This window comes from Rhizobium phaseoli (assembly GCF_010668805.1).
Classification (GTDB): Bacteria; Pseudomonadota; Alphaproteobacteria; order Rhizobiales; family Rhizobiaceae; genus Rhizobium; species Rhizobium phaseoli_A.
In genome coordinates, this window is the sequence record NZ_WUFT01000009.1 from 266821 (window position 1) to 288080 (window position 21260).

The 21260-nt window shown below is 55.3% G+C and carries 18 protein-coding genes and 4 pseudogenes; 9 read left to right on the plus strand and 13 right to left on the minus strand.

Annotated features, from left to right (window positions below; genetic code table 11):
• Positions 1-251 precede the first annotated feature (251 nt).
• From nifN to GR197_RS16430, 8 genes are all read right to left on the minus strand, one after another.
• A complete protein-coding gene (gene nifN / locus GR197_RS16400) occupies positions 252-1598 on the minus strand; it encodes a nitrogenase iron-molybdenum cofactor biosynthesis protein NifN (protein WP_131604700.1) in 1347 nt (448 codons plus the stop codon).
• 53 nt (positions 1599-1651) lie between these two features.
• Positions 1652-3073 carry a nitrogenase iron-molybdenum cofactor biosynthesis protein NifE gene (gene nifE, locus GR197_RS16405; RefSeq protein ID WP_131711120.1) on the minus strand — a complete coding sequence of 474 codons (1422 nt, stop codon included), beginning with the start codon at positions 3071-3073 and terminating at the stop codon, positions 1652-1654.
• 53 nt (positions 3074-3126) lie between these two features.
• Entirely contained in the window at positions 3127-4668 is a 1542-nt protein-coding gene (nifK, locus tag GR197_RS16410) for a nitrogenase molybdenum-iron protein subunit beta (protein ID WP_131711121.1), read from the minus strand.
• Positions 4669-4759: 91 nt separating this feature from the next.
• Positions 4760-6265, minus strand: coding sequence for a nitrogenase molybdenum-iron protein alpha chain (gene nifD / locus GR197_RS16415; protein ID WP_131604698.1), 1506 nt, complete (start codon positions 6263-6265; stop codon positions 4760-4762).
• A 102-nt stretch (positions 6266-6367) separates the two neighbouring features.
• Positions 6368-7261, minus strand: a complete 894-nt coding sequence (gene nifH, locus GR197_RS16420) for a nitrogenase iron protein (protein ID WP_011654205.1) — start codon at positions 7259-7261, stop codon at positions 6368-6370.
• Positions 7262-7850: 589 nt separating this feature from the next.
• Positions 7851-9449: an asparagine synthase-related protein gene (locus GR197_RS16425; protein ID WP_131711122.1), complete on the minus strand. Its 1599-nt coding sequence runs from the start codon at positions 9447-9449 to the stop codon at positions 7851-7853.
• A gap of 73 nt (positions 9450-9522) precedes the next feature.
• Positions 9523-9681: a hypothetical protein gene (locus GR197_RS32040; protein ID WP_003551761.1), complete on the minus strand. Its 159-nt coding sequence runs from the start codon at positions 9679-9681 to the stop codon at positions 9523-9525.
• A 348-nt stretch (positions 9682-10029) separates the two neighbouring features.
• Positions 10030-10584, minus strand: a complete 555-nt coding sequence (locus GR197_RS16430) for an acyl-homoserine-lactone synthase (RefSeq protein WP_003551763.1) — start codon at positions 10582-10584, stop codon at positions 10030-10032.
• Positions 10585-11150: 566 nt separating this feature from the next.
• On the opposite strand from GR197_RS16430, the gene GR197_RS16435 reads away from it, so the two are divergent.
• From GR197_RS16435 to GR197_RS16445, 3 genes are all read left to right on the plus strand, one after another.
• Positions 11151-11846: a protein RhiA gene (locus GR197_RS16435; RefSeq protein ID WP_003551764.1), complete on the plus strand. Its 696-nt coding sequence runs from the start codon at positions 11151-11153 to the stop codon at positions 11844-11846.
• 49 nt (positions 11847-11895) lie between these two features.
• Complete coding sequence (locus tag GR197_RS16440) at positions 11896-12555, plus strand: phage tail protein (RefSeq protein WP_131604695.1); 660 nt, start codon at positions 11896-11898, stop codon at positions 12553-12555.
• A gap of 89 nt (positions 12556-12644) precedes the next feature.
• Entirely contained in the window at positions 12645-13094 is a 450-nt protein-coding gene (locus GR197_RS16445) for a protein rhiC (RefSeq protein WP_164011327.1), read from the plus strand.
• Positions 13095-13312: 218 nt separating this feature from the next.
• Here GR197_RS16445 and GR197_RS16450 read toward each other — a convergent pair whose 3' ends face one another.
• A complete protein-coding gene (locus GR197_RS16450) occupies positions 13313-14056 on the minus strand; it encodes a helix-turn-helix transcriptional regulator (protein ID WP_131711124.1) in 744 nt (247 codons plus the stop codon).
• A 358-nt stretch (positions 14057-14414) separates the two neighbouring features.
• Here GR197_RS16450 and GR197_RS16455 point away from each other — a divergent pair.
• Positions 14415-14557: pseudogene (locus GR197_RS16455) on the plus strand (IS6 family transposase); the annotation flags it as partial.
• Here GR197_RS16455 and GR197_RS16460 read toward each other — a convergent pair.
• Positions 14554-15204, minus strand: a complete 651-nt coding sequence (locus tag GR197_RS16460) for an outer membrane protein (RefSeq protein WP_131664061.1) — start codon at positions 15202-15204, stop codon at positions 14554-14556. The pseudogene GR197_RS16455 and the gene GR197_RS16460 overlap by 4 nt on opposite strands.
• Before the next feature lie 916 nt (positions 15205-16120).
• Between GR197_RS16460 and GR197_RS16465 the strand changes: the two are divergent.
• The 5 genes and pseudogenes from GR197_RS16465 to GR197_RS16485 form a co-directional block, all read left to right on the plus strand.
• A pseudogene (locus tag GR197_RS16465) lies at positions 16121-16312 on the plus strand (SfnB family sulfur acquisition oxidoreductase); the annotation flags it as partial.
• A gap of 286 nt (positions 16313-16598) precedes the next feature.
• Positions 16599-17453, plus strand: coding sequence for a calcium-binding protein (locus GR197_RS16470; RefSeq protein WP_011654216.1), 855 nt, complete (start codon positions 16599-16601; stop codon positions 17451-17453).
• 50 nt (positions 17454-17503) lie between these two features.
• Complete coding sequence (locus GR197_RS16475) at positions 17504-17665, plus strand: hypothetical protein (RefSeq protein ID WP_020048089.1); 162 nt, start codon at positions 17504-17506, stop codon at positions 17663-17665.
• A 146-nt stretch (positions 17666-17811) separates the two neighbouring features.
• Positions 17812-18156, plus strand: coding sequence for a Mu transposase domain-containing protein (locus GR197_RS32870; RefSeq protein WP_371316936.1), 345 nt, complete (start codon positions 17812-17814; stop codon positions 18154-18156).
• A pseudogene (locus tag GR197_RS16485) lies at positions 18077-18473 on the plus strand (ATP-binding protein); the annotation flags it as partial. The gene GR197_RS32870 and the pseudogene GR197_RS16485, both read left to right, overlap by 80 nt.
• 92 nt (positions 18474-18565) lie before the next feature.
• Here GR197_RS16485 and GR197_RS32875 read toward each other — a convergent pair.
• The 3 genes and pseudogenes from GR197_RS32875 to GR197_RS16500 form a co-directional block, all read right to left on the minus strand.
• Positions 18566-18924, minus strand: a pseudogene (locus tag GR197_RS32875) (IS110 family transposase); the annotation flags it as partial.
• A gap of 205 nt (positions 18925-19129) precedes the next feature.
• Positions 19130-20578 carry an efflux transporter outer membrane subunit gene (locus GR197_RS16495; protein ID WP_163982966.1) on the minus strand — a complete coding sequence of 483 codons (1449 nt, stop codon included), beginning with the start codon at positions 20576-20578 and terminating at the stop codon, positions 19130-19132.
• A 167-nt stretch (positions 20579-20745) separates the two neighbouring features.
• Complete coding sequence (locus tag GR197_RS16500; protein ID WP_011654219.1) at positions 20746-21231, minus strand: MaoC family dehydratase; 486 nt, start codon at positions 21229-21231, stop codon at positions 20746-20748.
• Positions 21232-21260 lie beyond the last annotated feature (29 nt).

Sequence of the window (21260 nt, forward strand, 5' to 3'; positions counted from 1 at the left end):
ACGCCGCAATCTTTACCCAGTGCGGTCCTCCACCTTCGCTTCTGTCTTCCGATCTTGTACTTTCGAACCCAGCGGCTTCCACGAAGGTCCTCGAGTCGCATGTCGCGTCAAATCGTCTGACCGATTCAAACTGCGCTGTCAGTCCCTTCATATCTTGTGTGGCGATGGCAATTCGCGAAGTGCCCACCTGCCGTTTCGTCCGCGTTGATGAAGTCCGCCATTGAAGAGCGAGACGCGACGAATTGATCTCATTATTGCGATTCCCGCCTATCGGTTGAGTCAACTGGGCCGGGGTTCGGAGGGTGGTTAGCCTGAATGATGTTCGCGAAGTCGAAGATCACGTCGCGGGTTCCCCGGTATAATACTGTAAGCTTGTGCTGGCTGCCGAAGCGGTCGAACATGGGGAAACCCACCCGCATCAGCGGAACGCCGAGACGTCTGGCAGCTTCTCGGCCGTGCGAGTGCGTGACGATAAGATCGGCCATTGCGGCGAGACTTTCCAGATCACTGAGATCGCCGACTTTGACGGTTTTCGCCGGTACCATCTCGAGCGCCTTCGAAGTGCCGGTCGTGGTGACCGCGGCCGCAATTTCCGCACCCATGGCAGCAAAAAAGTTGGAGAGCTGGAAAAGTTGATCGGGCTCCGAAGCGATTGCGATCTTCTTGCCTGCCATATGGGAATGTCCGTCGAGCATGGCATCCTGCAACTGCATTCGGTTGCGGCGGACATTGAGCGGTGTCTGTTTGCGTGACATAGCGGCAAGCACGCGAATAAAGCGATCGACGTTTTCTAGGCCCGTCAGCGATCTAAACAGCACGTACGGCACGCCGGTCAGTCTCTGCAGCGCTTCAGCCGGTCGCCGCATATGCTCACCGATTGCGATACACTGCATCGTCGCACCGAGATCGCGGATCTCCTGCAATTTCGTGCCGCCATTCGTTATCGGCATCCATTCTTCGGGGATGGAGCCGTCGAGCGCTCCGGATACGTCGGGCAGAATAACCGGGTCGAGGCCGAAACTTACGGCCGTTTCGCGCAGATGTTCTATGTCAGCAACCGTTAAGTTCCAGCCAGGCAGTATCGCGATCTTCCTCGGATTGCGATACTGCTTGTCAGGTCGCGCTGTTGCCTCGATCACGGCGGTAACAGCTTTAGACCAACCCTCCTCTATGGCGCCGTCAAAGTCAGGCGTGTTGGCGACTACCACTTCGGTGCCCACAAGTTCTATCGCCCGCCTGCGTTTGATGTTTTCGACGTCAACGACGACATCCTCGTCGCGGGCCTCTACCGATGCGGTCGTGCATATCCCGATCAGTCGTGGCCTTGTGCGGGCTTTGAGGCTGAGAATTGCCTCTTCAAGACGATCCGCGCCGCCGACGATTGTCGCGGCTTCGTTCATCGCCGTGGTTTGCAGCGGGATCGCTTCATTGAAGTGCCTCACGAGCAGTGCGAGCGCGAAGCTCGTACATCCCTGGCTTCCATGGAGCAGAGGTATTGCGCCGTCGACGCCCAGAAAGGCGAAGGCAGCACCAAGCGGCTGAGACGACTTCAGGGGGTTGACCGCCGCCGACTTGGTTTGAGATACGACGCGTGCCATAGTACGACCTCAACATTTTTTGCGAGTGATCTCGCGGTTTTGGTTCGACGCGCTTACGCTTCCCTTTTCGCTCGCTTTTCAACGACCAATGCCGGCTCCCATGGCGCCGGCTCGCGCACCTGCGGCCACACCGGATTGTGGATTGCCAGGTCAATTTGTCGAGCAAGTTGCACGATACCCTCATAGCCAGCGTAAGCGTGATGACGCTCCTGGTTGATGTCAAGCCAGGGCAGTTTTGCCTTTAGCGCTATATACTGGGTGCGTCCGCCCGACAGCATGATGTCAGCCTTTCTCTCGAGTAGAAGCGAGAAAAGCTCGCGCGGCGACATCGACTCGAACAGGAGGTTCTCCTCCTTCAGGGTCTGTTTCACTCGCTCCCTATCTTCGAGCGTCGATTTCTTGACTGATGTGCCGACGATCTCCATGCCGATCTCCATCAAGGCATGGACGACCGACCAGGATTTCACGCCGCCTGTATTTAGAAGCACGCGCTTGCCCTCAAGGCGAGGTCGGTACGCTTCCAGCCTCTTCCACACCTTTTCCTCTTCTTCCGCTACAAGGATTTCCGTGCGATGCAAAAGCGAGGGGTCAGCACCCTTCTTTACAAGCAGATCGGCGATCCGCCGGAGCGCCTCCGAGGTGCCGGAGATGCCATAGAAGGAGCCCTCGAAAAACGGAATATCCCAGCGTTCCTGCATCTTACGTGCCAACGTAACGAACGCTGTCGAACACACCGTCATCGCCGCGCGTGAGCGGTGGGCGGAGGCGACTTGCAGATATCGCGCGTCTCCGGGAATACAGGCGCGGACGCGGATGCCGAGCCTATGCAAGAGTGGCTTCACCTGCCAGAACTCACCCGAGAGGTTAAATTCGCCGAGTATGTTGATGTCGCAAAGGCCCGGTTCATCGGGCTCAACCGTACCTATGACATGCTTGAGCAGCGCCTCGCCCGCTAGCTTGTTGCCGAGGTTTTTAGATCCGACAAAACCTGGTGCATTGACCGGCACCACCGGTAAAGCAAATTCGTCCGTCGCTCGCTTGCAAACAACGTCGATGTCGTCACCGATCATCGCTGTAACGCAGGTTGAATAGACAAAAATTGCCGCGGGCGCATACCCATCCTTGATTTCCCGGATCGCTTTAAAGAGCCTCCGTTCGCTGTGTCCCATTACAATGTCGATTTCCGTAAGATCAGTCGTGAAGCTCGTCCGCCAAAGTGTTGGACCTGACGAGGCAGCGCCACGGTTGTCCCAGGAATTTCCCTCGCAGGCGAGCGGCCCGTGAATCAGATGTGCGACATCGGTGATCGGCTGCAGTGCGACCTTGGCGCCGTCGAAAGCGCAACCGCCGACGGCCGTTCCCGGGGCCATTGGCCTCGCGCAATTTCTTCGGCGCGCCTTGGGAAGCTTGCTGCCGCTCCTTTCACTCGCTAGCGCGTGGAAGGCATCTTTGTTTTTGGCGTTGAGCGAGGACATTCGTCTGCCTTCATATCTGGTTGAGAGATAGGCCGCCCGGCCGACCGTCGCTCTTAGCGAGTGAGGTCATACGAATAATCTGTCACACCCGCGTGCATTGTTTCGCGATCGAGGTTGTCGAAGATCTTGTCGAGGATCGCCGTTAGAAGACGCAGTCCGCCTTGGTACCCCATGAGGGGGAATCGATGATGATGGTGCCGGTCGAAAATTGGAAACATCAGCCGAACCAGTGGGGTACCGGTGTCCCGTTCGAGATACTTCCCATAAGAATTTCCGATCAGGAGATCCACCGGCTCTGTGAACAGTAGCGAGCGCAGTGCCCAGAGATCTTTGCCTGGCCAAACCTGTGCATTCTTCCCGAAGGGCGAGGATGCGAGGAGTTCCTTCATCTCGTCCTCCCAAGCTGAGGTGCCATTTGTGGCCAGGCAGTGGGTTGGCTCGCCGCCGGTCTCCATGATGAAGCGCGCCATCGCATAGACGAAATCTGGATCGCCGTAGATCGCGTATTTCTTTCCGTATAGCCAAGCTTGACTGTCCGCCATCGCATCGATGAGTCGGCCGCGCTCCAGACGGATCGCCTCGGGAATTTCTCTGCTGGAAATTTCCGATATCACCATCAGAAGTTCGTCGGTAGCTTCGACGCCGAGAGGGTAGTGGAAGGAAGTCGCCGCTTGTCCAACGTCTCTGCAGTAATCTAACGTCTTGCGAGTGTTGAAATACTGCAGGGACAATGTCCACTCCGCATTCAACGCCGCCTTCACGTCATTGATGCTGGTCCCGCCGTCATACATCCGAAATTTGCCATCGGAAGGCGTATCGAACTGATCTGATGCGTCCTGGATGAACATGTAAGTCACTTGCATCAGGTCAAGCAGGCGTTTTAGTTCGCGATTGTTCCCAACGCAGAAGCCATCAAATCCAGGAATGATGTTGATAGTAGCGGTGGCTTCATTTCGCGCGGTGCCCTTCCAGAAATTCTCCAGCACACCTTTTACCATGCTGTCATAGCCATCGACATGGCTGCCGACAAAGGCAGGTGTGTGGGCGAAGGGGACATCGAAATCGCGCGGGACAGAACCTTCACTTTTGGCGTTTTCGATAAAACCATGCAGGTCATCTCCGATGACCTCGGCCATACATGTGGTCGATACCGCGATCATCTTCGGATTATAAAGCTTGTACGTGTTGGCGAGGCCGTCGACCATATTCTTCAGGCCACCAAATACAGCGGCGTCTTCTGTCATCGATGACGAGACCACCGATGACGGCTCCTTGAAATGGCGCGATAGGTGCGACCTGTAGTAGGCAACGCAACCTTGGCTGCCATGGACGAACGACATCGTTCGTTCGAATCCCGCCGCTGCGAAAACCGCGCCGAGTGGCTGGCAGGCTTTGGCTGGATTAACGACAAGGGCTTGGCGGGCCAAGTTTTTCTCGCGGTATTCCCAGGTCTTCGTGAATTCGCGTTGGTCTGACACGACCTGATCCGGGTGTGGGCATTCGAAGTTCAGCTTTTTCTCGGCCAACATTTGCCTATATTCCGGCTCGCAGAACAAAGGCGCATGGTCGAGAGCTTTCTCAGCTGATTGCGGCATAGGGTCACCTCTTTCGGTCTGGCTGCGACGACATGGTGGCGATCAGAGCCCTTCGGCGCGTAAGGCCTCCCGCGTTTTTATTCGAGGAATATTAGGTCCTCATGCTACTACCACCCGCCGAGGCGCGGTCATTCTTCCACGGCGCGTCGTAAAGACCCCAAACGGGATTGTTGATGGCCATATCCATGTCTCGGGCGAAAATCGAGAAGCCGTCATAACCGTGATACGGGCCAGAATAATCCCAGGAGTGCATCTGACGGAACGGAATGCCCATTTTCTGTACCGGGTATTTTTCTTTAACGCCGGACCCGACGAGATCGGGGCGGATTCCCTCAACGAATTTCTCTAGTTCATAGCCAGTCACATCGTCGTAGATCAGCGTGCCTTCCTTTACGTAATGGCCGGTGCGCTGATAGTCATCGCCATGACCGAATTCGTAGCCTGTTCCTACGATTTCCATACCAAGGTCTTCATAAGCGGTGACGACGTGACGAGGACGCAATCCCCCGACGTAGAGCATCACCCGTTTACCGGAAAGGCGCTGCCAGTATTTGTCGATTACGGCCCAAACGAGGGGTTGGTATCTGGCTATGACCTTTTCAGCTTTTTCTTGGATCTCCGGCCCGAAGTGCTTGGCTATGTTGCGCAGCGAGGCATCGATTTGGGAGTGCCCAAAGAAATTGTACTCCATCCAAGGAATGCCATACTTTTCCTCCATGTGCCTGGAGATATAATTCATCGACCGATAGCAGTGAATGAGGTTGAGTGCCGCTCTCGGCGCGCGCTCCACTTCGGCGAGAGTTGCATCTCCTGACCAGTTGCCGACCACGCGCAATCCGATCTCCTCGAGCAGGATGCGCGAGGCCCATGCATCGCCACCAATGTTATAGTCGCCTATGACATTAACGTCGTAGGGACCTGCCTCGAATTTTATGTCTTTCTTGTCGAAGACCCAATCTCGAATTGCGTCGTTGGCGATGTGGTGGCCAAGCGATTGCGACACGCCACGGAAGCCTTCGCAGCGTACCGGGACAACGGTCGTCGCGTGTTCTTTGGCCTTTTTTCGAGCTACGGCCTCGATATCGTCGCCAATCAGGCCGATCGGACATTCTGATTGCAGGGTGACGCCATTGCTTAGCGGGAAAAGTTCAGCGGTCTCATCGATGACATTTTCCAGTTTCTTGTCACCGCCGAAAACGATGTCCTTCTCCTGGAAATCGGAGGTAAATTGCATCGTCACGAAAGTGTCGATGCCTGTCAGACCGACGTAATAGTTGCGACGTTGCGACCAGGAGTATTGACCACAGCCGACCGGCCCGTGTGAAATGTGAACCATATCCTTGATTGGTCCCCAGACGACACCTTTTGAACCGGCGTAAGCGCAGCCGCGGATCGTCATCACGCCTGGAACAGACTTGATATTCGACTTTACCTCGCATTCGCTAATCGCGTTTGGGTCTTCGCCGGCGTCCTTTTCGCTCGTTGCCAGGCTAAGGTGTTTACTTCGGCGTTTCGCTGCTTTGTCCGGATATTGCGACAGCACATCCGCTATAAGCTTCGCATGTAAATCACTGTCATTGGCGTATTTGAAGGTCATTAACCCAACCCCTTGGAAAATCCGGCTGAAGCCACATCGGCGAAACCTCCCTCACGGGATGGCGGGTGCTTTGCGTGTCGCTGCGCGCTCGTGTCAGTGTGATCACTGGGCAGCTTTCAACTTGGCATCCCTGGCTTGAAGTTCGGCAAGCATCTGCTCGTCGGTCTTCATGATCCCGAAATCGAGAAGCATGTCCTCAAGCTCTTCCATGGTGATGGGGGTCGGGATGGTGCCTTTGCCAGAATTGTCATGTATTCTTTGGGCAAGTGTTCGGTACTCGGCCGCTTGCTGAGAGTCCGGCGCATATTGGATCACCGTCATCTTTCTAAGCTCGGCGTGTTGGACAATGTTGTCGCGTGGCACGAAATGGATGAGCTTAGAATTGAGTTTGGCAGCCAGCGCTTCGGCGAGGTCGAGTTCGCGATCGGTTTGACGCTCGTTACAAATGAGGCCGCCCAGGCGTACGCTGCCGCCTGCAGCATATTTCAGGATGCCCCTGGCGATATTGTTGGCCGCATACAGCGCCATCATCTCGCCGGACATGACGATATAAATTTCCTGAGCTTTGTTTTCACGGATCGGCATCGCGAAGCCGCCGCACACAACGTCACCGAGCACGTCATAAGACACGTAGTCGACATCGTTGTAGGCGCCGTTCTCCTCGAGAAAGTTGATCGACGTGATAACGCCACGTCCCGCGCAGCCGACGCCTGGCTCCGGGCCGCCAGACTCCACGCATTTGATACCTTTATAGCCTACCTTGAGCACGTCTTCGAGTTCAAGATCTTCAACCGAACCTCTCGTTGCAGCGAGATCAAGAACCGTATCCTGGGCCTTCGAGTTCAAGATCAGGCGCGTAGAATCGGCCTTAGGGTCACAGCCGACGATGAGGATCTTCTGCCCATGGTCCACAAGGGCGGCTAGCGTGTTTTGGGATGTAGTGGACTTGCCAATGCCGCCCTTTCCATAGAATGCGATCTGACGCAGAGCTGCCATGTTTGGCGTTCCTTCATGTGTTCGAGGCAATGCGGTTATCCCGCAACGTGGATGCGGAGGCCGTTCCGCTGCCTCGCAATAGCTCACAAGATTCGTGCCAAGCAGGCCGATAGAGATGACGAACAATAATTTACTGCGATTCCAGTTATGTGGGCGCAAAGATGCGGGATTGAGAACAGGAACGCTTGTCACGTAACCGACAAAGGTGATGACAATGTCGAATATCTGACCAGCCGACAGGATGTCTCATTTATCCATGTGTAGCTTCTAGGACCATTGTTCGAACAGCCTGTATCCCATCACCAGACCAGCAGTAACGAATTCTGATCACTTGCGGCAAAGGGCTGTTTCCGGCGATGATCAAGCGCCATGTCACTCGACTACGCCACGGCTAGCGATCCACTTCACGAGGAAGACGTCATTGACGCGGCGTCTGGGCGCGAGCGATGGCAAATGTTCATATAAGTCTCGCTCCAGAAACACGACATTTCAAAGTGGCAGCGAACCCATCGGCCTCGTTCCGCGGCGATGCACGGGTTACCAATTGCAGGCGTGTTGAGGTCCCCGCTGCGTTAGCGGGTGATCTCCTTCAAGTTCCGTCAATTCGCCGAAGCATGTGTTCAACGTTAATTGCGTGGAAGATAAAGCCGAGCTCGCCAAGCGGAGAATCGTATCGGATGTCGTCTATTGTGGCGATCAGGCGGTCAGCATCGATCAGTCCCAGTTCATGCAGCAGGCAACGACGGGATAATTGACTAGTGATCTCGCTAGCACCGATAGTCAGCGAGCCGGTCAGATAGTGTTCGAAATTTTCTCTTATAGAAACTCCGAAGAACCGTTTTGGATATCCAAGCCGTTCCAACATCCGGCGATGCAGCGCCTTTTCGTGCCTCCAGGCCAAAGGCAAACTCCGATAAAATCGTACGGCTTCTGGCTGGGCGAATGGGCTAATTGGCCATATGCCATGGCTCGCAAACAAAGGAGCCCGCGCGGCGTGTGCCTCCAGTACCGAGATCGGCAGAATAGGAAAGGGTGCCCGATCGCAGCTTGCTGCATAGTCGGGCAATTGGTTTTTGAGCACCAGCGTCATGGCGGAGGGAAAGATCGCAGGAAGGAATGCATCGCTAACATTACGAGCGAACTGCTCGTGATTTTGCTCGAAAGCATGGGCCATTAGCAACTCATCACCGCCTGTACCGGTTGCGACCGCCCGCGGGGCTGAGGCAGTTGCGAGCGACTTCAATAGTTGATGGAGAGGCCGCTGCAGATCGGCATTGTAGGGAGCGGGGACGTAGTCGCTACTCACTTCGAACCCACACGGAACCATTGGTATCGTGTCAACACGCAGCGTTTGGTCGCGAAAGCCGAAGTGCTCGATTGCTATTTCGCGCCGCGAAGTCTGTTGACTACGAGCTGGTCCCTCGACCTCCAAGGCATAGGTTTGCAGGGCGTCAGGATGCTGCCCCGCCAAAATGGCGGCAACGACCGCCGAATCCAATCCTCCGCTGAATTCGCTAGCCGTGAGAGCGGGCGTGAGCGGCCAGCGACGCAGCAGGGTGTCGATCAAATGGCATGCTGCGGCGGCAACATCGGCCCCATCCACAAGTGGGGTCGGAATGAAATACGGTGCCGGAGGGGGATATTTCGTCTCCACGGCTCCCATCCTGTCGATGCAAAGTGACGCGCGCTCCGTCAGCATGAAAACACCGCGAAACATCGTGGTTGTTGCATAGGGGAGCGTCCCCACAAGACGCAGGCCAGCTCGGTCCGTGTCGACGTCGGCGAGAGTCATGCCCGAATAAAAGTCCGCTATCGACCAGGAGAGATCAATGCGCTCGCCGCTGACCTTAATATAAAGTGGCGCAACACCCCCATGTCCGGCGCTGAAGGTCACCGTGCCGGAATGGCGATTGATCGAAATTGTCTGATAGTCCAATGGCCATCGCCCAAAAGCACAGAAATCATGCGCTCGTTCTATCGGCCAATCCCTGAGTGCCACAACCTGCCCATTCGCTTCGGCGGAACGCTCGCGGCAGATCAGGACGATTTGATCAGTGGTGTCCCACCGGAAGCTCTCGAGCAAAGGATGGTCTAGGATCTTGATAGAGATGTTGGGGTAGGGCAGCGAGTACATCGGGGGCTCAGCCACGCACTCGAGATGACCTCGGTCAATCGTTCCCTTGAACATGAGTGATCGCTTATTTGATGAAAATCTAAAGGGGCAGTGACCGCCGCCTTGGCGACGGTCACACGGACGAAACTTAAACGTCCAGTTTGTCCATGTCGCCTGGCTTGCCCCCCTTGATCATGGCAGCAATTTCTGTAGTCGAAGGGGTCGATCCGACGCGCGGCGTCTTGGCAAAGACGCTCAACTCGCTGCCGATTGGATCAATTGGCTTGCGGGTAGTTATCGTTTCCATGTTATGACTCTCCTTTGGTTTTCCTCGCCGTCCCCCTAAGGGGCCAATGACGCGATTGACTGAGGTACACTGTCGCATGCCGTTCTAGGGCGGCATGGACTGCGAAATTATTTGGCTGCAATCGATCCGGGCGGCTACGCGGTTGGCTCTCTGACCTAAGCATTGAGCGTACGACAATCGCCCGGTAAAGAAGCGGGTCTGATTGCGATGTGGCGCCGCTTGTACAACAGAAATCGAGGCGGGGACTCGTGCTCGCTTATGAGCCGGACTGGCGGCGAATTGGTGACCAAAACTTCCTGAGCCGTAAGGTTCAAACATCGAGCGGAATTCCCTATGCTAGCTAATTGCCTAAAACGTCTGCGGAGAGGACGATGGGATGACTTCGAGCGGCACGACTAATTCTTTTTCGAAAATGCTAGGCTCTGAGAGGATGTGTGTTCGCCACCCATTGGTGCGCAACGAGTTTATCAGCTTTGGGTGCGTTTCGCCGATGAGCGAGGTGATGCCGGCAGCACGGCAAAACTCCATCAACCCGATCATCAGAACACGCGATATTGGAATCCCGTCAATCTTTTCGTCACCGCTTGCAATCGCCCACCGCGTCCATTCGAAAACGTCGTGCGACCTTGGCCACTTTTGACCTCGCATGATTTGCGGGTAGACGGTTGATAGAAGATGTGGCTGCACAGTAGGAAGGAGCCGAGAATACCCGATCACCGCATCGTTCTTGAGAACGCTAAAATGAATAGCGCAATCGTGATCAAACTGATCTATTTCCCGTCTGTCACTCTTGCGTAACGCCTCCCACCCACGTCGTTCCACAAATTGCTGGTGTCGAAATCGCCAGATTTTCTCCATGATTACGGCGTTAGCCCGAGAGTGCCCAATGCAAATCTTGATCATCGCTCGCTGACCCCCGGATCACTATGCACGATCTTACTGTCCCTCAAAATGAGTAGAAATACTCATCTCTGCGCCAGGTCGCGGATGATCAGGTCGTTCGTCGCGCTACCATAGTTTGAAATCAGACAATCCCGCGCGGCATGGGAAATGGCGGTAACGGAAAGATCGCCAAAACGGGCTTAAGAATGCCATCATCTCGTACCGCTAGAGTAAATTTGCAGAGCATACGGTGTGCGTCAAAGACGCCAGGGGCTCGATCAAGCCGCCTCTCAGGCCACTTTTCGTTGATGGGATCACGTTAGAAAGCCATCTCGGCCGGTGCTTATCTGCTACCGACCAAATAGACTTCGGCCGCTCTTACCGTCCCGGGTTTCGGGGGCATGCCTATGGGTTAATCGTGGTCTGTCAGGGAGTAAATCTACTCATTTACGTCACCCGGAAATGATTATAGCTGAATTGGTGTCTCCAATAACACTCGCCTCAGTTGGAGCTGGGCCAAGAAGCGGTCCAAGCGATTGGATCAGTCCTGGCGTGAAGACAGAAAATCAATGGAAAGGGAGAGTTAAATGTCCTTGCATGTCAGCTACGTAGACAAGGAAATGACGGATCATGCCCGTGCATCACAGCCGGGAAGCGCAGCGCTTGCCCAAGGAACGCAATATTCGTTATTGCTGAAGAATCAATCGGCGCAACCTTGGACCTTCTATGTCTATCAAAAGATGCCTCAACCTGTTGCCAATGTCTTCTCCTTGGCGTGGTTCTGCTCTCCGTATCAAATTCGGGTTGGCAATCAAATCAAGTTCACTTGGGAGCTCGCCTATAATTTCGTCTGGAGCGACACGGGACAACTGATTCCTGGCGTGGACTTTTTTGCCTCCGGGGTGGAGGACTGCAGCCCCAGCGGGAGAAACACCACTACTTTTTCATTAAGCGATGGACCTGGCCTGACCGCGCCGATCAAGGGGGATCCTGCAGGATCACTGGTCATCAACGATGCTGGCAATGTGCCAAACAACCGGTTCTCCGTGGGCATCGGCATGTCCGGAACAGGGACTTATGTTGCACAAGCGGGCACCAATCTGCTCCACACGTTCACGCCAACTCCGAGCTATTGGATTGCGGCGGGAACGAATGTCACTATCGGGTCGGTGCTCAGCATCGACACGATCACCCAGACCAGGGAAGCCAAGTTTCCCTCTGCCGTCTTCAATCTCGTAGGCGTGCTCCAAGAGGACAACACCTGGGACGTCAACCCGGCTTGATGGCAGGGTGAATTGGCTTCAGCTCCGCCCGTCAGGGCGGAACTAATACATGGGAGTGCCTGTTGTTGCTGATAATTGGCACTCCTTTCCTCACACATCAATATTGCCCGAGGAACCAACGATGTTTGCAGGGCCTCCAATCGGTGCGATTTGTCCCTTTGCGGGGCAAGTTGCCCCTATCTCGAGCTCGGTCAATACGATCTGGAGCAACACACCCTGCGCAAGCTCTGGCGTGGCTGCGGGTACAAATGCGGAAGCTCCTATCAGCTACGTCGAAGCCCAAGGATGGATACTTTGCGATGGGCGCTATCTCAAGGCAGCCGCCTATCCAGAACTCTACGCCGTTCTCGGTGGACTCTATGGAGAGCGGAATTCTACGGCCGATCTGGAATTTCGGATTCCAGACTACCGTGGACTGTTCCTGCGCGGTTTCGATGCCGGTGCCGGTATGGACCCCGACGCGAAACGACGGCTGGATCCAACTGGCAACAATGTTGCAAATGTTGTTGGATCACTCCAATGCGATGCTCTGCAAATTCATTCGCATCCCTATGAGATAACGACGCCGTCGGGAATTTCGCAACAGGGCAGTGCCGCGGGAACTTCCATTTCAAGCAAATCGACAGGCTCGCCGGAAAGTCCGGCACGCACCGCTCTTGAGACGCGTCCCAAGAACGTGGCCGTGAACTACCTGATCAAGTTTCGGTAACTTGAAAGGGGCGCAGGTCCTTTCATTCGATTCAGAGACATCGGTCCGGAAGCGACATCTTGCCGGCCGGCAAAAGAGGAGAAGTTTTAATGAATGCTACTTTGAGAGCTTTCGGATGCCTAGCTGCTTTCGCTCTGACGGTCACCTTCGCGCAGGCGGCCGCGGCTGAGGAGCATCAAAAAGGCAAGGTCGCAGCGAAGCCCGTAGAAACTGGCGTCGTGATCCGCGGCGTCACGCTTGCCGGTCCGGTTGGAAATCCGGGAACGTCAACCGGGAAAACATGCGACTTCAGCGGTGAGCCCGTGGATCCATCGGGGCGTTTGGAGGGGGCAAGCGTCAACTGCAGGCCAAATGGCAACCAGGCGAATACAACGCCAGGGCTACCCGCACGCTTTAACGCGTATTGCATGATAAATGCGCCGGTTAAAAGTGCGCGGCTGATCCAAGCTGCCCGACCAGAAAATGCCAACCACTGCGATCTGTCGGGGATCACCCCAAAAGACGCGACTGGTCAATTCGGGGGGGCCGTCTGGCGGTAGGCGGTCATTGGACGACTTCTGGGGAAACAAATTCAAAGCACGTCCTCGCAGCCCCCCAATCGATGCTGCCTGCTCGACCTACCGAAAACTGTGTTGCGCCTGTCTATCAATTCAGACGCAGATTTAGCTCTGCATTTCAACGGGGCTACTATCTGATCATGATGGCTGTCGTGATCCAACAGGCCCGATCTTTGAAGTGGCCGAAAACTCCATATGCTTCAGCGAATGATTCTGAGACGAAAGCTTTCGGCAATCATCTGAGGTGTATTAACCACATTGAGCTTTCGCTGGATGTTCAAAATGACATTTTGAATGGTTCGATGGGATCGTCCGAGAATCGTTGCGATCTCTATTGCTGTTTTGCCTGCGGCACACCAATGGATGATTTCGCGCTCTCGCGTTGTGATCATGGGTAAGGCCTGAATTTTTCGACTGGCATCATTCGCAATTTGGGCGCGGAGCAAGCTGTGCGCGTAAGCCGCCATCAGATAGAGCGCGCTTCGGTCGCAGGTTGAGAGCTCTACCTTTTCCGCTCCAAAACTGACAATCGATTGAAACCCAGCGGCAGTGTGTAAAGGAACGCTGAAGCCGTCAATCAACTTGAATTCGCGTGCCTCATCCATGACACGACGGCTCTGCCGATCGAGTTTTTGATCTCGCAGAGCTTCCGACCAAACAAATGCGTGATCGCATGTCTTGCTAAGATGCACTATGGGGTCGGCGTGGACATAATTGTTTTCACGATAACGATCAAACCACCCGACTGACCAATTGCCCAAAACGAAATAGGAATCAATTCGCTCAATAGGCGAGGGGATGCCGGATATCGCGAAATAACTAAACCCGAAATACTGCGAAATTTTTCCAAATAAGAGTAACACATCGTCTTTGCTCTTTGCGCTGGCTGACTCTGACAGGAAATCGAACACCAGATTCGAGACCGCTGAGGATTCTTCCTTCACGACAACCTCCCGGTTCGGTGCAAGATTAACTTCCTCACATCTAAGCAGTGAGTGTCCAGTTCCGTGGGCAGCTAAACTCTGAAAACCATATTATATACCCTTGATGCATACAACCAAAAAGCGCATCTTCAGGCGGGATCGTCCTCGGCAAACCGTTTGGCGCCGCTCGTCTGAAAAACAATTCGAGCCGTCAATTTTAACCGAGTGCGTCAGGCCGATCGCCATAGCTTCGCATTCACTCGGAACCGTACGGCAGACGACTGAGAACTTCAAAGCAGGGCCTGTCGCAAATTTTGGCGCTCAACGGTATGTTGACATGGGAAGATGATTGCCGTTCCGAAAGTTGTGGAGCGAGCCGATGATTCTGAATGCTATTGCCGAAAAGCTGAAGCGGCAATCGATGGATGGTTTCAAGCGCCGGAATTGTTCGAGGCATGGCTGATCGTGCGGGCGGTTGCCTTGTATTTGGGTTTTGCTCAAGGCTTCAGGCGAATTCGTCAGAAGCGAAAGTTTAGGCCCGCCTCAATTACATTATCGTTGAGGTCGGACCTTGAGCTGATGCCTCCACTCGTGGTCGGGACGGCGTTGTTAATGACGTAGTTGTACTCGATCTTTGCCGACACGCCGCCCGAAAACGCGTGCTCGACGCCGCCACCAAAGAGGTAGCCCTGTTTCCAGCTATCCGGCCCGGATTTCCATTTGTCCGATCCGGATACGAGGCGGTGGCCCTCGAACTCGGTCGTTGTGACGCCCGCGGTGCCGTAGACGAAAGTGCGATCAAAGCCCAAGCCAGCCTTCGCTTTCGCGGCACCTCGGAAGCGGCTTTCCACGTTGCCGCCGGGCACACGTACTTCGTTGTTCAAGTAAGAGCCTTCCAGTTCTGCGCCGAAAACGCCCGATCCAGCCTGGAAATTGTAACCTACCTGAGCGCCCACCGCTGGGGCGCGACCATTGTTGAACGGGTTGAATTTGGAGGCCGCGACACCTCCATGAAGACCGGCGTAAGCCCCGGCCCACGAGAAGGTTCCCGGTGCGTCATAAGAGGGGGCGCTCGGAACGCTGTGGTCAGCTAGATCGGCCGCCGACGCGCCGCATGCCATTAGCATCGAGACGCCCACGGAGAAGATTTTTCTTTTAATTAGCGACATATGTAACTCGATAACGAACGAAACTAACATCCGGTGCTGGGCTGGACGCGCAAGGGTCTGCAAACCACGCCTTACTCGCGGAGAGGGCATCATGAGCTTCCATGAGAAAAGCCAAATCGCTCGACTGGATCAAGTTTCGCCTCGCGTCCGTTGGGTCTTGAGTCGACCCGACGCTCTTCGGGACATAGGAGGCGTTGTCCCTGCTGTGCTGGAGCCTTCCTCCTGGACCATAGCCCCCGACGTTCCTCCCTGCGACAGCCCTTGTTGAATATTTCAGCATTGTCATACCTGCTTTCATAAGCAGACTCTCTACAATTACCTGATTTAAGACAAGAGATGCAGAGGATATATTTAGTCGTATATTCGTTTATGTTATATCAAAAATCGGTAATGGATTGATACTTCGCCATTTAAAGCAAACTTATACGTCATATATTTTCAAATATATTATAGTTTATTTTCCAGCTGGTGGCACAAGCATTTGCCGCGCCAACAAATTTAGGCTCGCACAACGAAAGCGCGACTGTAGCTGAGCTTATGCCACGACAGAATTCACGACGCTCGTCCGGGCGGCCAGATCCGCAGAGCGTCCCTGCCACTCCTGGTCCAGGAGCCTGTAATCCGCAGTGATATGATCGTCGGTCAGCCAATGGGTGGGGCCGAGCGGCTGCCGACTCTGCGGTGCGATGCCCGATCCCGAGGCCGGTTCAGCCGTCTGGGCAACTCGCGAGTAATGGGTAAGCCGCCCGTCCGACTCCCACCCCGCCGTGTTGGGCTCACCGTTGGTGGAGAAGCGTGTCATAGGGAAGCGTCGGGTCGGCTTGAGGATATTCAGAACATTGACGGCGTCGTCGAGACCAGTATCTCGGCGCTGTTCCTGCTGGTGATCAGCATCGCAATTTGTTCTTCCTGAGCCGTTGCGGAAGCCCAGATCGTTACCGCCGAAGCGAAGATACTCAACGCGCTCGACCCTTGCAGAGCACGGGCTTGATCGCCACTGGCGCAACGCCCGCACCCATACTCTGCACGACCCGTCCGCTGGAAGTACGCCATTTTGGGTAAGTATTTCCTGAACGGCGAGAAGCCACCGCTCCACGCCTGGAGCTGAGGTTTTCGATCTGCAAAGCACCCTGAGATCAGGTGCTCTGCAGATTTGTCTTCAGCGTATACGAGGGAAGAAGTTGTGGCCTTCGTCAACGGCCGCCGATCGTCATAGCCCCCAGTCTTTTTCATATCTGCCGGCCAACTACGAAGGGCGTGCCGTGCGGCCGAGATAAACATTTTCGCATCCGTCATTCAAATAGGTCATATCAAAACAATGGATTTCACTAATTCGCTCTTGGAAAAGATAAGGGGCACAGGCGGCGCCCGTTGCCTAATAAGGAGTATATGCGATGAATATCAAAGGCAGTGATAACGGCAGTTTTATCAAAGGATCCCCTGAAAACGACATAATCGATGGCGGCAAGAAGAACGACTGGATTGATGCCGGCAACGGCGATGATCGGATCAAAGCTGGTGACGGCCAAGACAGCATCACGGCCGGTCCGGGCCATGACATTGTCTGGGCCGGGAAAGGCTCAGACGTAATCCATGCCGACGGTGGTGACGATCTCTTGTACAGCGACGCCTCCTACCCCTTATACGTCACCGACCCTCACCGCGTAATACCGCATAGCGGCGAGGGCGATGACGTGCTCTACGCCGGCCCTGGCAGCGATATACTTGTGGCTGGTGACGGCGCAGATGTTCTGACTGGCGGCGACGACGGCGACGCCTTCGTGTTTCGGTTCCACGACCCTATGGTTGGAACAACGCACTGCTATACGAGTGTGATGGATTTCGACACGAAGCAGGACCGCTTTGTCCTGGACGCCGCAGATTTCGGTGGTGACCGGAATCTGTTTGATGCAAATTTCATCAATCATTCCAAGGGCTTTCCGGGCGAATTTGTGGACACCTTCTACAACGGCGCGGCCGAAGGCGCGCACGGCGAGCACGTCGTGGTAATCACTGATCGAGGCTTTGCGTCTGCCGCTGCCGCCGCGACTGCTATTGATCACGAAGCCCGCGGTGACATCATTGTCTTCCATGATCAAAAAACTCTCGGTCAAGATGGCGAAACTCACGGTGCGACACTAGCCTATGTCGATTCTGCGAACCACGCGCATGCCTTCGCTCATGTCGACAATCTGCACGACATGTCGGATCTTACCTCGCTTACGGCGGAAAATTTCGGCTTCATTTAATTCGATGATCCGAGGAGCGTTCCACCCTTGGGGCGCTTCTCTTTTCCAACATGGCGCAGGGAACTGAAAATAGAAACGACGTGATTTTATTGATCGACTGCACCAGTAAAGGTACGCCATTGAAACAAGTTCTCGTCGCCGATGACGACGCCGCCATGCGCCACCTGCATCCTGGGGCGGTTGCGCAAGCTGACTTTCTTCTCGCTGGCTGAGGCCAATGCCGCTATTGGCACTTGATCGCATCAACGATCACCTCATGCGTCGATTGGGTGTTTACCCGGCGGCAAGTATTTGAACGTGTCGAACGTGCTGCGCTCGCTAGCCTCCCGGGTGAAACTACGAATTCGCCGAATGGCGTCTGCTCCGTGTCTCGACCGATTATCACGTCGAGTTCAAAAGCTTCTTCTATTCCGTCCCTCATGCCCTCATTCGCCAGCAGGTCGATCTTAGAGCAACGGCGCGCACCATCGAGATCTTTTACCGCGGCAAGCGCATCGCCGTCCATCAGCGCCGCTATGGCGGCTGTCGTCATGGAACCGACCCAGATCACATGCCCAGTTCCCACCGGCGATACGCTGAGTGGACACCAGATCGCTTTCGGCGCTGGGCCGCATCCATCGGTCAAAGCATGCCGCGAGGATTTCTCCGTTGCATACCACCGCGTTCCCCGGCTGTTCGCCACGCTCGCGCTTGCAAGGGGTGACGGGCGATACGGCAGAATCCCCAAATCTATCGCCAAGACCGACCTGCTGATCCTCGATGACTAGGGACCGGAAAAACTCAACGATGAACAGCGCCGCGATCTTCTCGAGATCATCGAAGACCGCTACGAGCGTCGCTCGACGATCGTCACAAGCCAGGTGCCCCTGGATCGCTGGTGGGAAATTATTTCAAACCCAACGCCGCCGATGCGATACTGGATCGCCTCGTTCACAACGCCGAGGCATCGATCTCATTGGCGAAAGTATGCGCAAACAGCGTTCACCGATGGCGCTTGAAACACAGCAAAGCTTGACCTGACACAAAACCCGATCCAAACATCAAACAGACCCAGGATCAGCCCGAAAAATAGCCGGCTTCAAATCGGAATCGGTGGCCGGTTTCATCGGAATACGCACCCAATGCAACATCTGAAGATCGACCTGATCGGCTTGCTTAATGCCAACGAAGCGCATCGTCGGTCGCCTTGCAGCTTCTGCGATCGCCGCAGCATCGATGATGTCATTCTTGTTCGATTTTGCGTAGACTTCACTGCGCCGGGATGATGCGGACGGAATGCCCCATCGTCTGCAACTTGGCGCAAGCCATTGGGAACCCGGACGGGATTCCATTCCGACAAGCGTTCTGTTCGCTCGTTCGAAGAACTGCAGTAGCGTCTCGCGCCGGAACTATCCAGGCCGACCACGTGGAAGAGGTTCTTTCCGATATCGATGCCGAAGACGGCGCATTGGCGCAGTTGGTTGCGATCCATAATTTCAGCCCTCCTTTGCCCACCTCCGTTATGCTCTCGGGAGACAGGGCGGACCATCCCATTAGCTCTAAGCCCTGCTCGTAAGCGGGAGGTGGTGAAGGGCATGTGCCGCGATTGGACGACCTCCCGGCCGGCGCCAATACAACTCAGGCGCTGGCGCGCTAATGACTTGATCAGGTTAAACCATCCCGCATCCAGCGCTCGGCTATTGCGAATGTGCGGATTGGATGTTTGCATTTGCGGCTGCAACCGTCGAGGCCTCCCTGGGTGACGCGACTTTGGGAGCCGCAAAACCACCGCGGATTGCTACATTCAACCGCACGTGATCCTTGGCCAGTTGCTGGATCGCCGCAGCGAGGCTCGCCTGAGCGCTGGACACCTGCCTTTGCGCTTCGAGAACATCGAGGAGAGAAGAGGCGCCATCCGTGTACGAGGCCGTCGAAAGCTTCAGTGCTTCTTCGATCGTTTCTACTTGCCTGCGACGTGAGTTCTCTGTGTGAACGTCGCGTCGGACGGCTGTCAAAGCGTCCTCGACTTCCTGCACAGCTGTCAGGACGGTTAATTTCCAGCTTATGTAGGCTGCTGCGGCGTCCGATTTAGAAGTCTCCACGTTTGCCCGCAAACGGCCGCCGTCCAGAATTGGGAGGTCAAGGCTCGGCCCGAAGGACCATTTCAAGATACCCCCGTGACGGCCGCGCTGCTTGATATAGGAAGGGGTGATCGAGCCGGAGAGCGTTATCGCGGGGTAAAGCTGTGCTTCCGCCACGCCGATCTGTGCAGTCGCGGCGGCGAGATCCCGTTCAGCCTGGCGAATATCGAATCGATTGCGAATAAGATCGGCGGGAATGCCGGCATTGATCTTTCCGCGATAGACCGGCTGCCCTTCACTTTTCTGCAGTTGCTTGATCACTGTTTCCGACGGCAAAGCGAGGAGGGCCGCAATGTGATGCGCCGACACGCGAAAATTCAGTTCTAGCCTTGGTATTTCGGCAATCGTCGATCGGACAAGTCCTTCGGCTTGCAAGACATCCAGCCGGGAAGCCGCTCCCGCTTCGACTTGAAAATTCGTGAAATCGTAGGTCTCCTGGCGGGACTTCAGGTTCGCTCGGGAAATCGAGACGCGCTGCTGGTAGTACCGGGCGTCGATGTAGGAGGAAACAAGATCTTTGATTAGAGCTAGCTTTGCGGCGTCGACAGCCGCATGCGCAGAATCAAGAGAAGCCAGTGCGCTTTCAGTGCTGCGCCGGTACTGACCGAATACGTCCAGCAGCCAGGTCAACGATAGTTGCACGCTGGAGATATTCTGTGTGCTCGTGACATCTCCCCCTTTGCCGATCTCGCCGCTTGTCGTGTGTGATGCCTTGGGAAGGCCCCCGGCGCCAGCGATGGTGACGTCCGCGGCGGCGGCATTAACCCTTTCGAGCGCCTGCTGAACACTGAGGTTCTCATCCAGGCCGGAGGCAACGTACTGGCTGAGCGTACGATCTGAAAACGAATCCCACCACGCCGACACCGCAACATCGCCGGCGCTCTGTTTTGCACCCTCGGAAAACTTCTCCGGCAAAGGCGTTTCCGGCGGTGCATGGTCGGGCCCGAGCATGCAAGATGACAAAAGTAGCGGCAACACCGCAGCGGCCAGACGGAACGAATGCAATCAATCAGCCTCCATTACAGCGAAATTCAACTCAAACCCGTTTCGCCTGCCCGAAGGATGATGCCAGCGCGCAATTGCCGACGCAGCAGATCGAGAATTCCGGCGTGACACTACGAAATCGCGTGCAGCCAAAACAACAAGTCGACACCCGCTGGCGCGAGCTGGCGTCAAATCCCTTTAGGCCTGTCGTTCGGATCAAACTGAATGATAGTGATCCAATTAGCAGTGAGTGCCGGTCGGTTCTCGTTCTCGATCTCCACCGTAACCTCGTAGGTAGTCACCAGCATGCTTGCGCCGCGAAATTGACATTCAGAGAGAACGAAGCGACCGCGCACACGGCTGCCGGTCTTAACTGGTGACATGAAACGCACCCGGTCTAAGCCGTAGTTAAGGCCCATGGTCTGCTCGCGGATCTTTGGCATGCCGCTGAAGTTCATCGCCGACAGAAGCGAGAGTGTCAGGAAGCCGTGAGCGATAGTGCCACCAAACGGGCTTTCGACTGCCGCGCGTTCCGGGTGCACGTGGATGAATTGATGATCGTGTGTCGCATCGGCAAAGAGATCGATTGTAGTTTGATCGACGGTGATCCATTCGGATTTACCGAGCTCCTGGCCAATTCGCGACGGCACGTCGGCGAGCGAAAGTTCGTGCATACGACCTCACTTTTTTGATGTCTGATCAA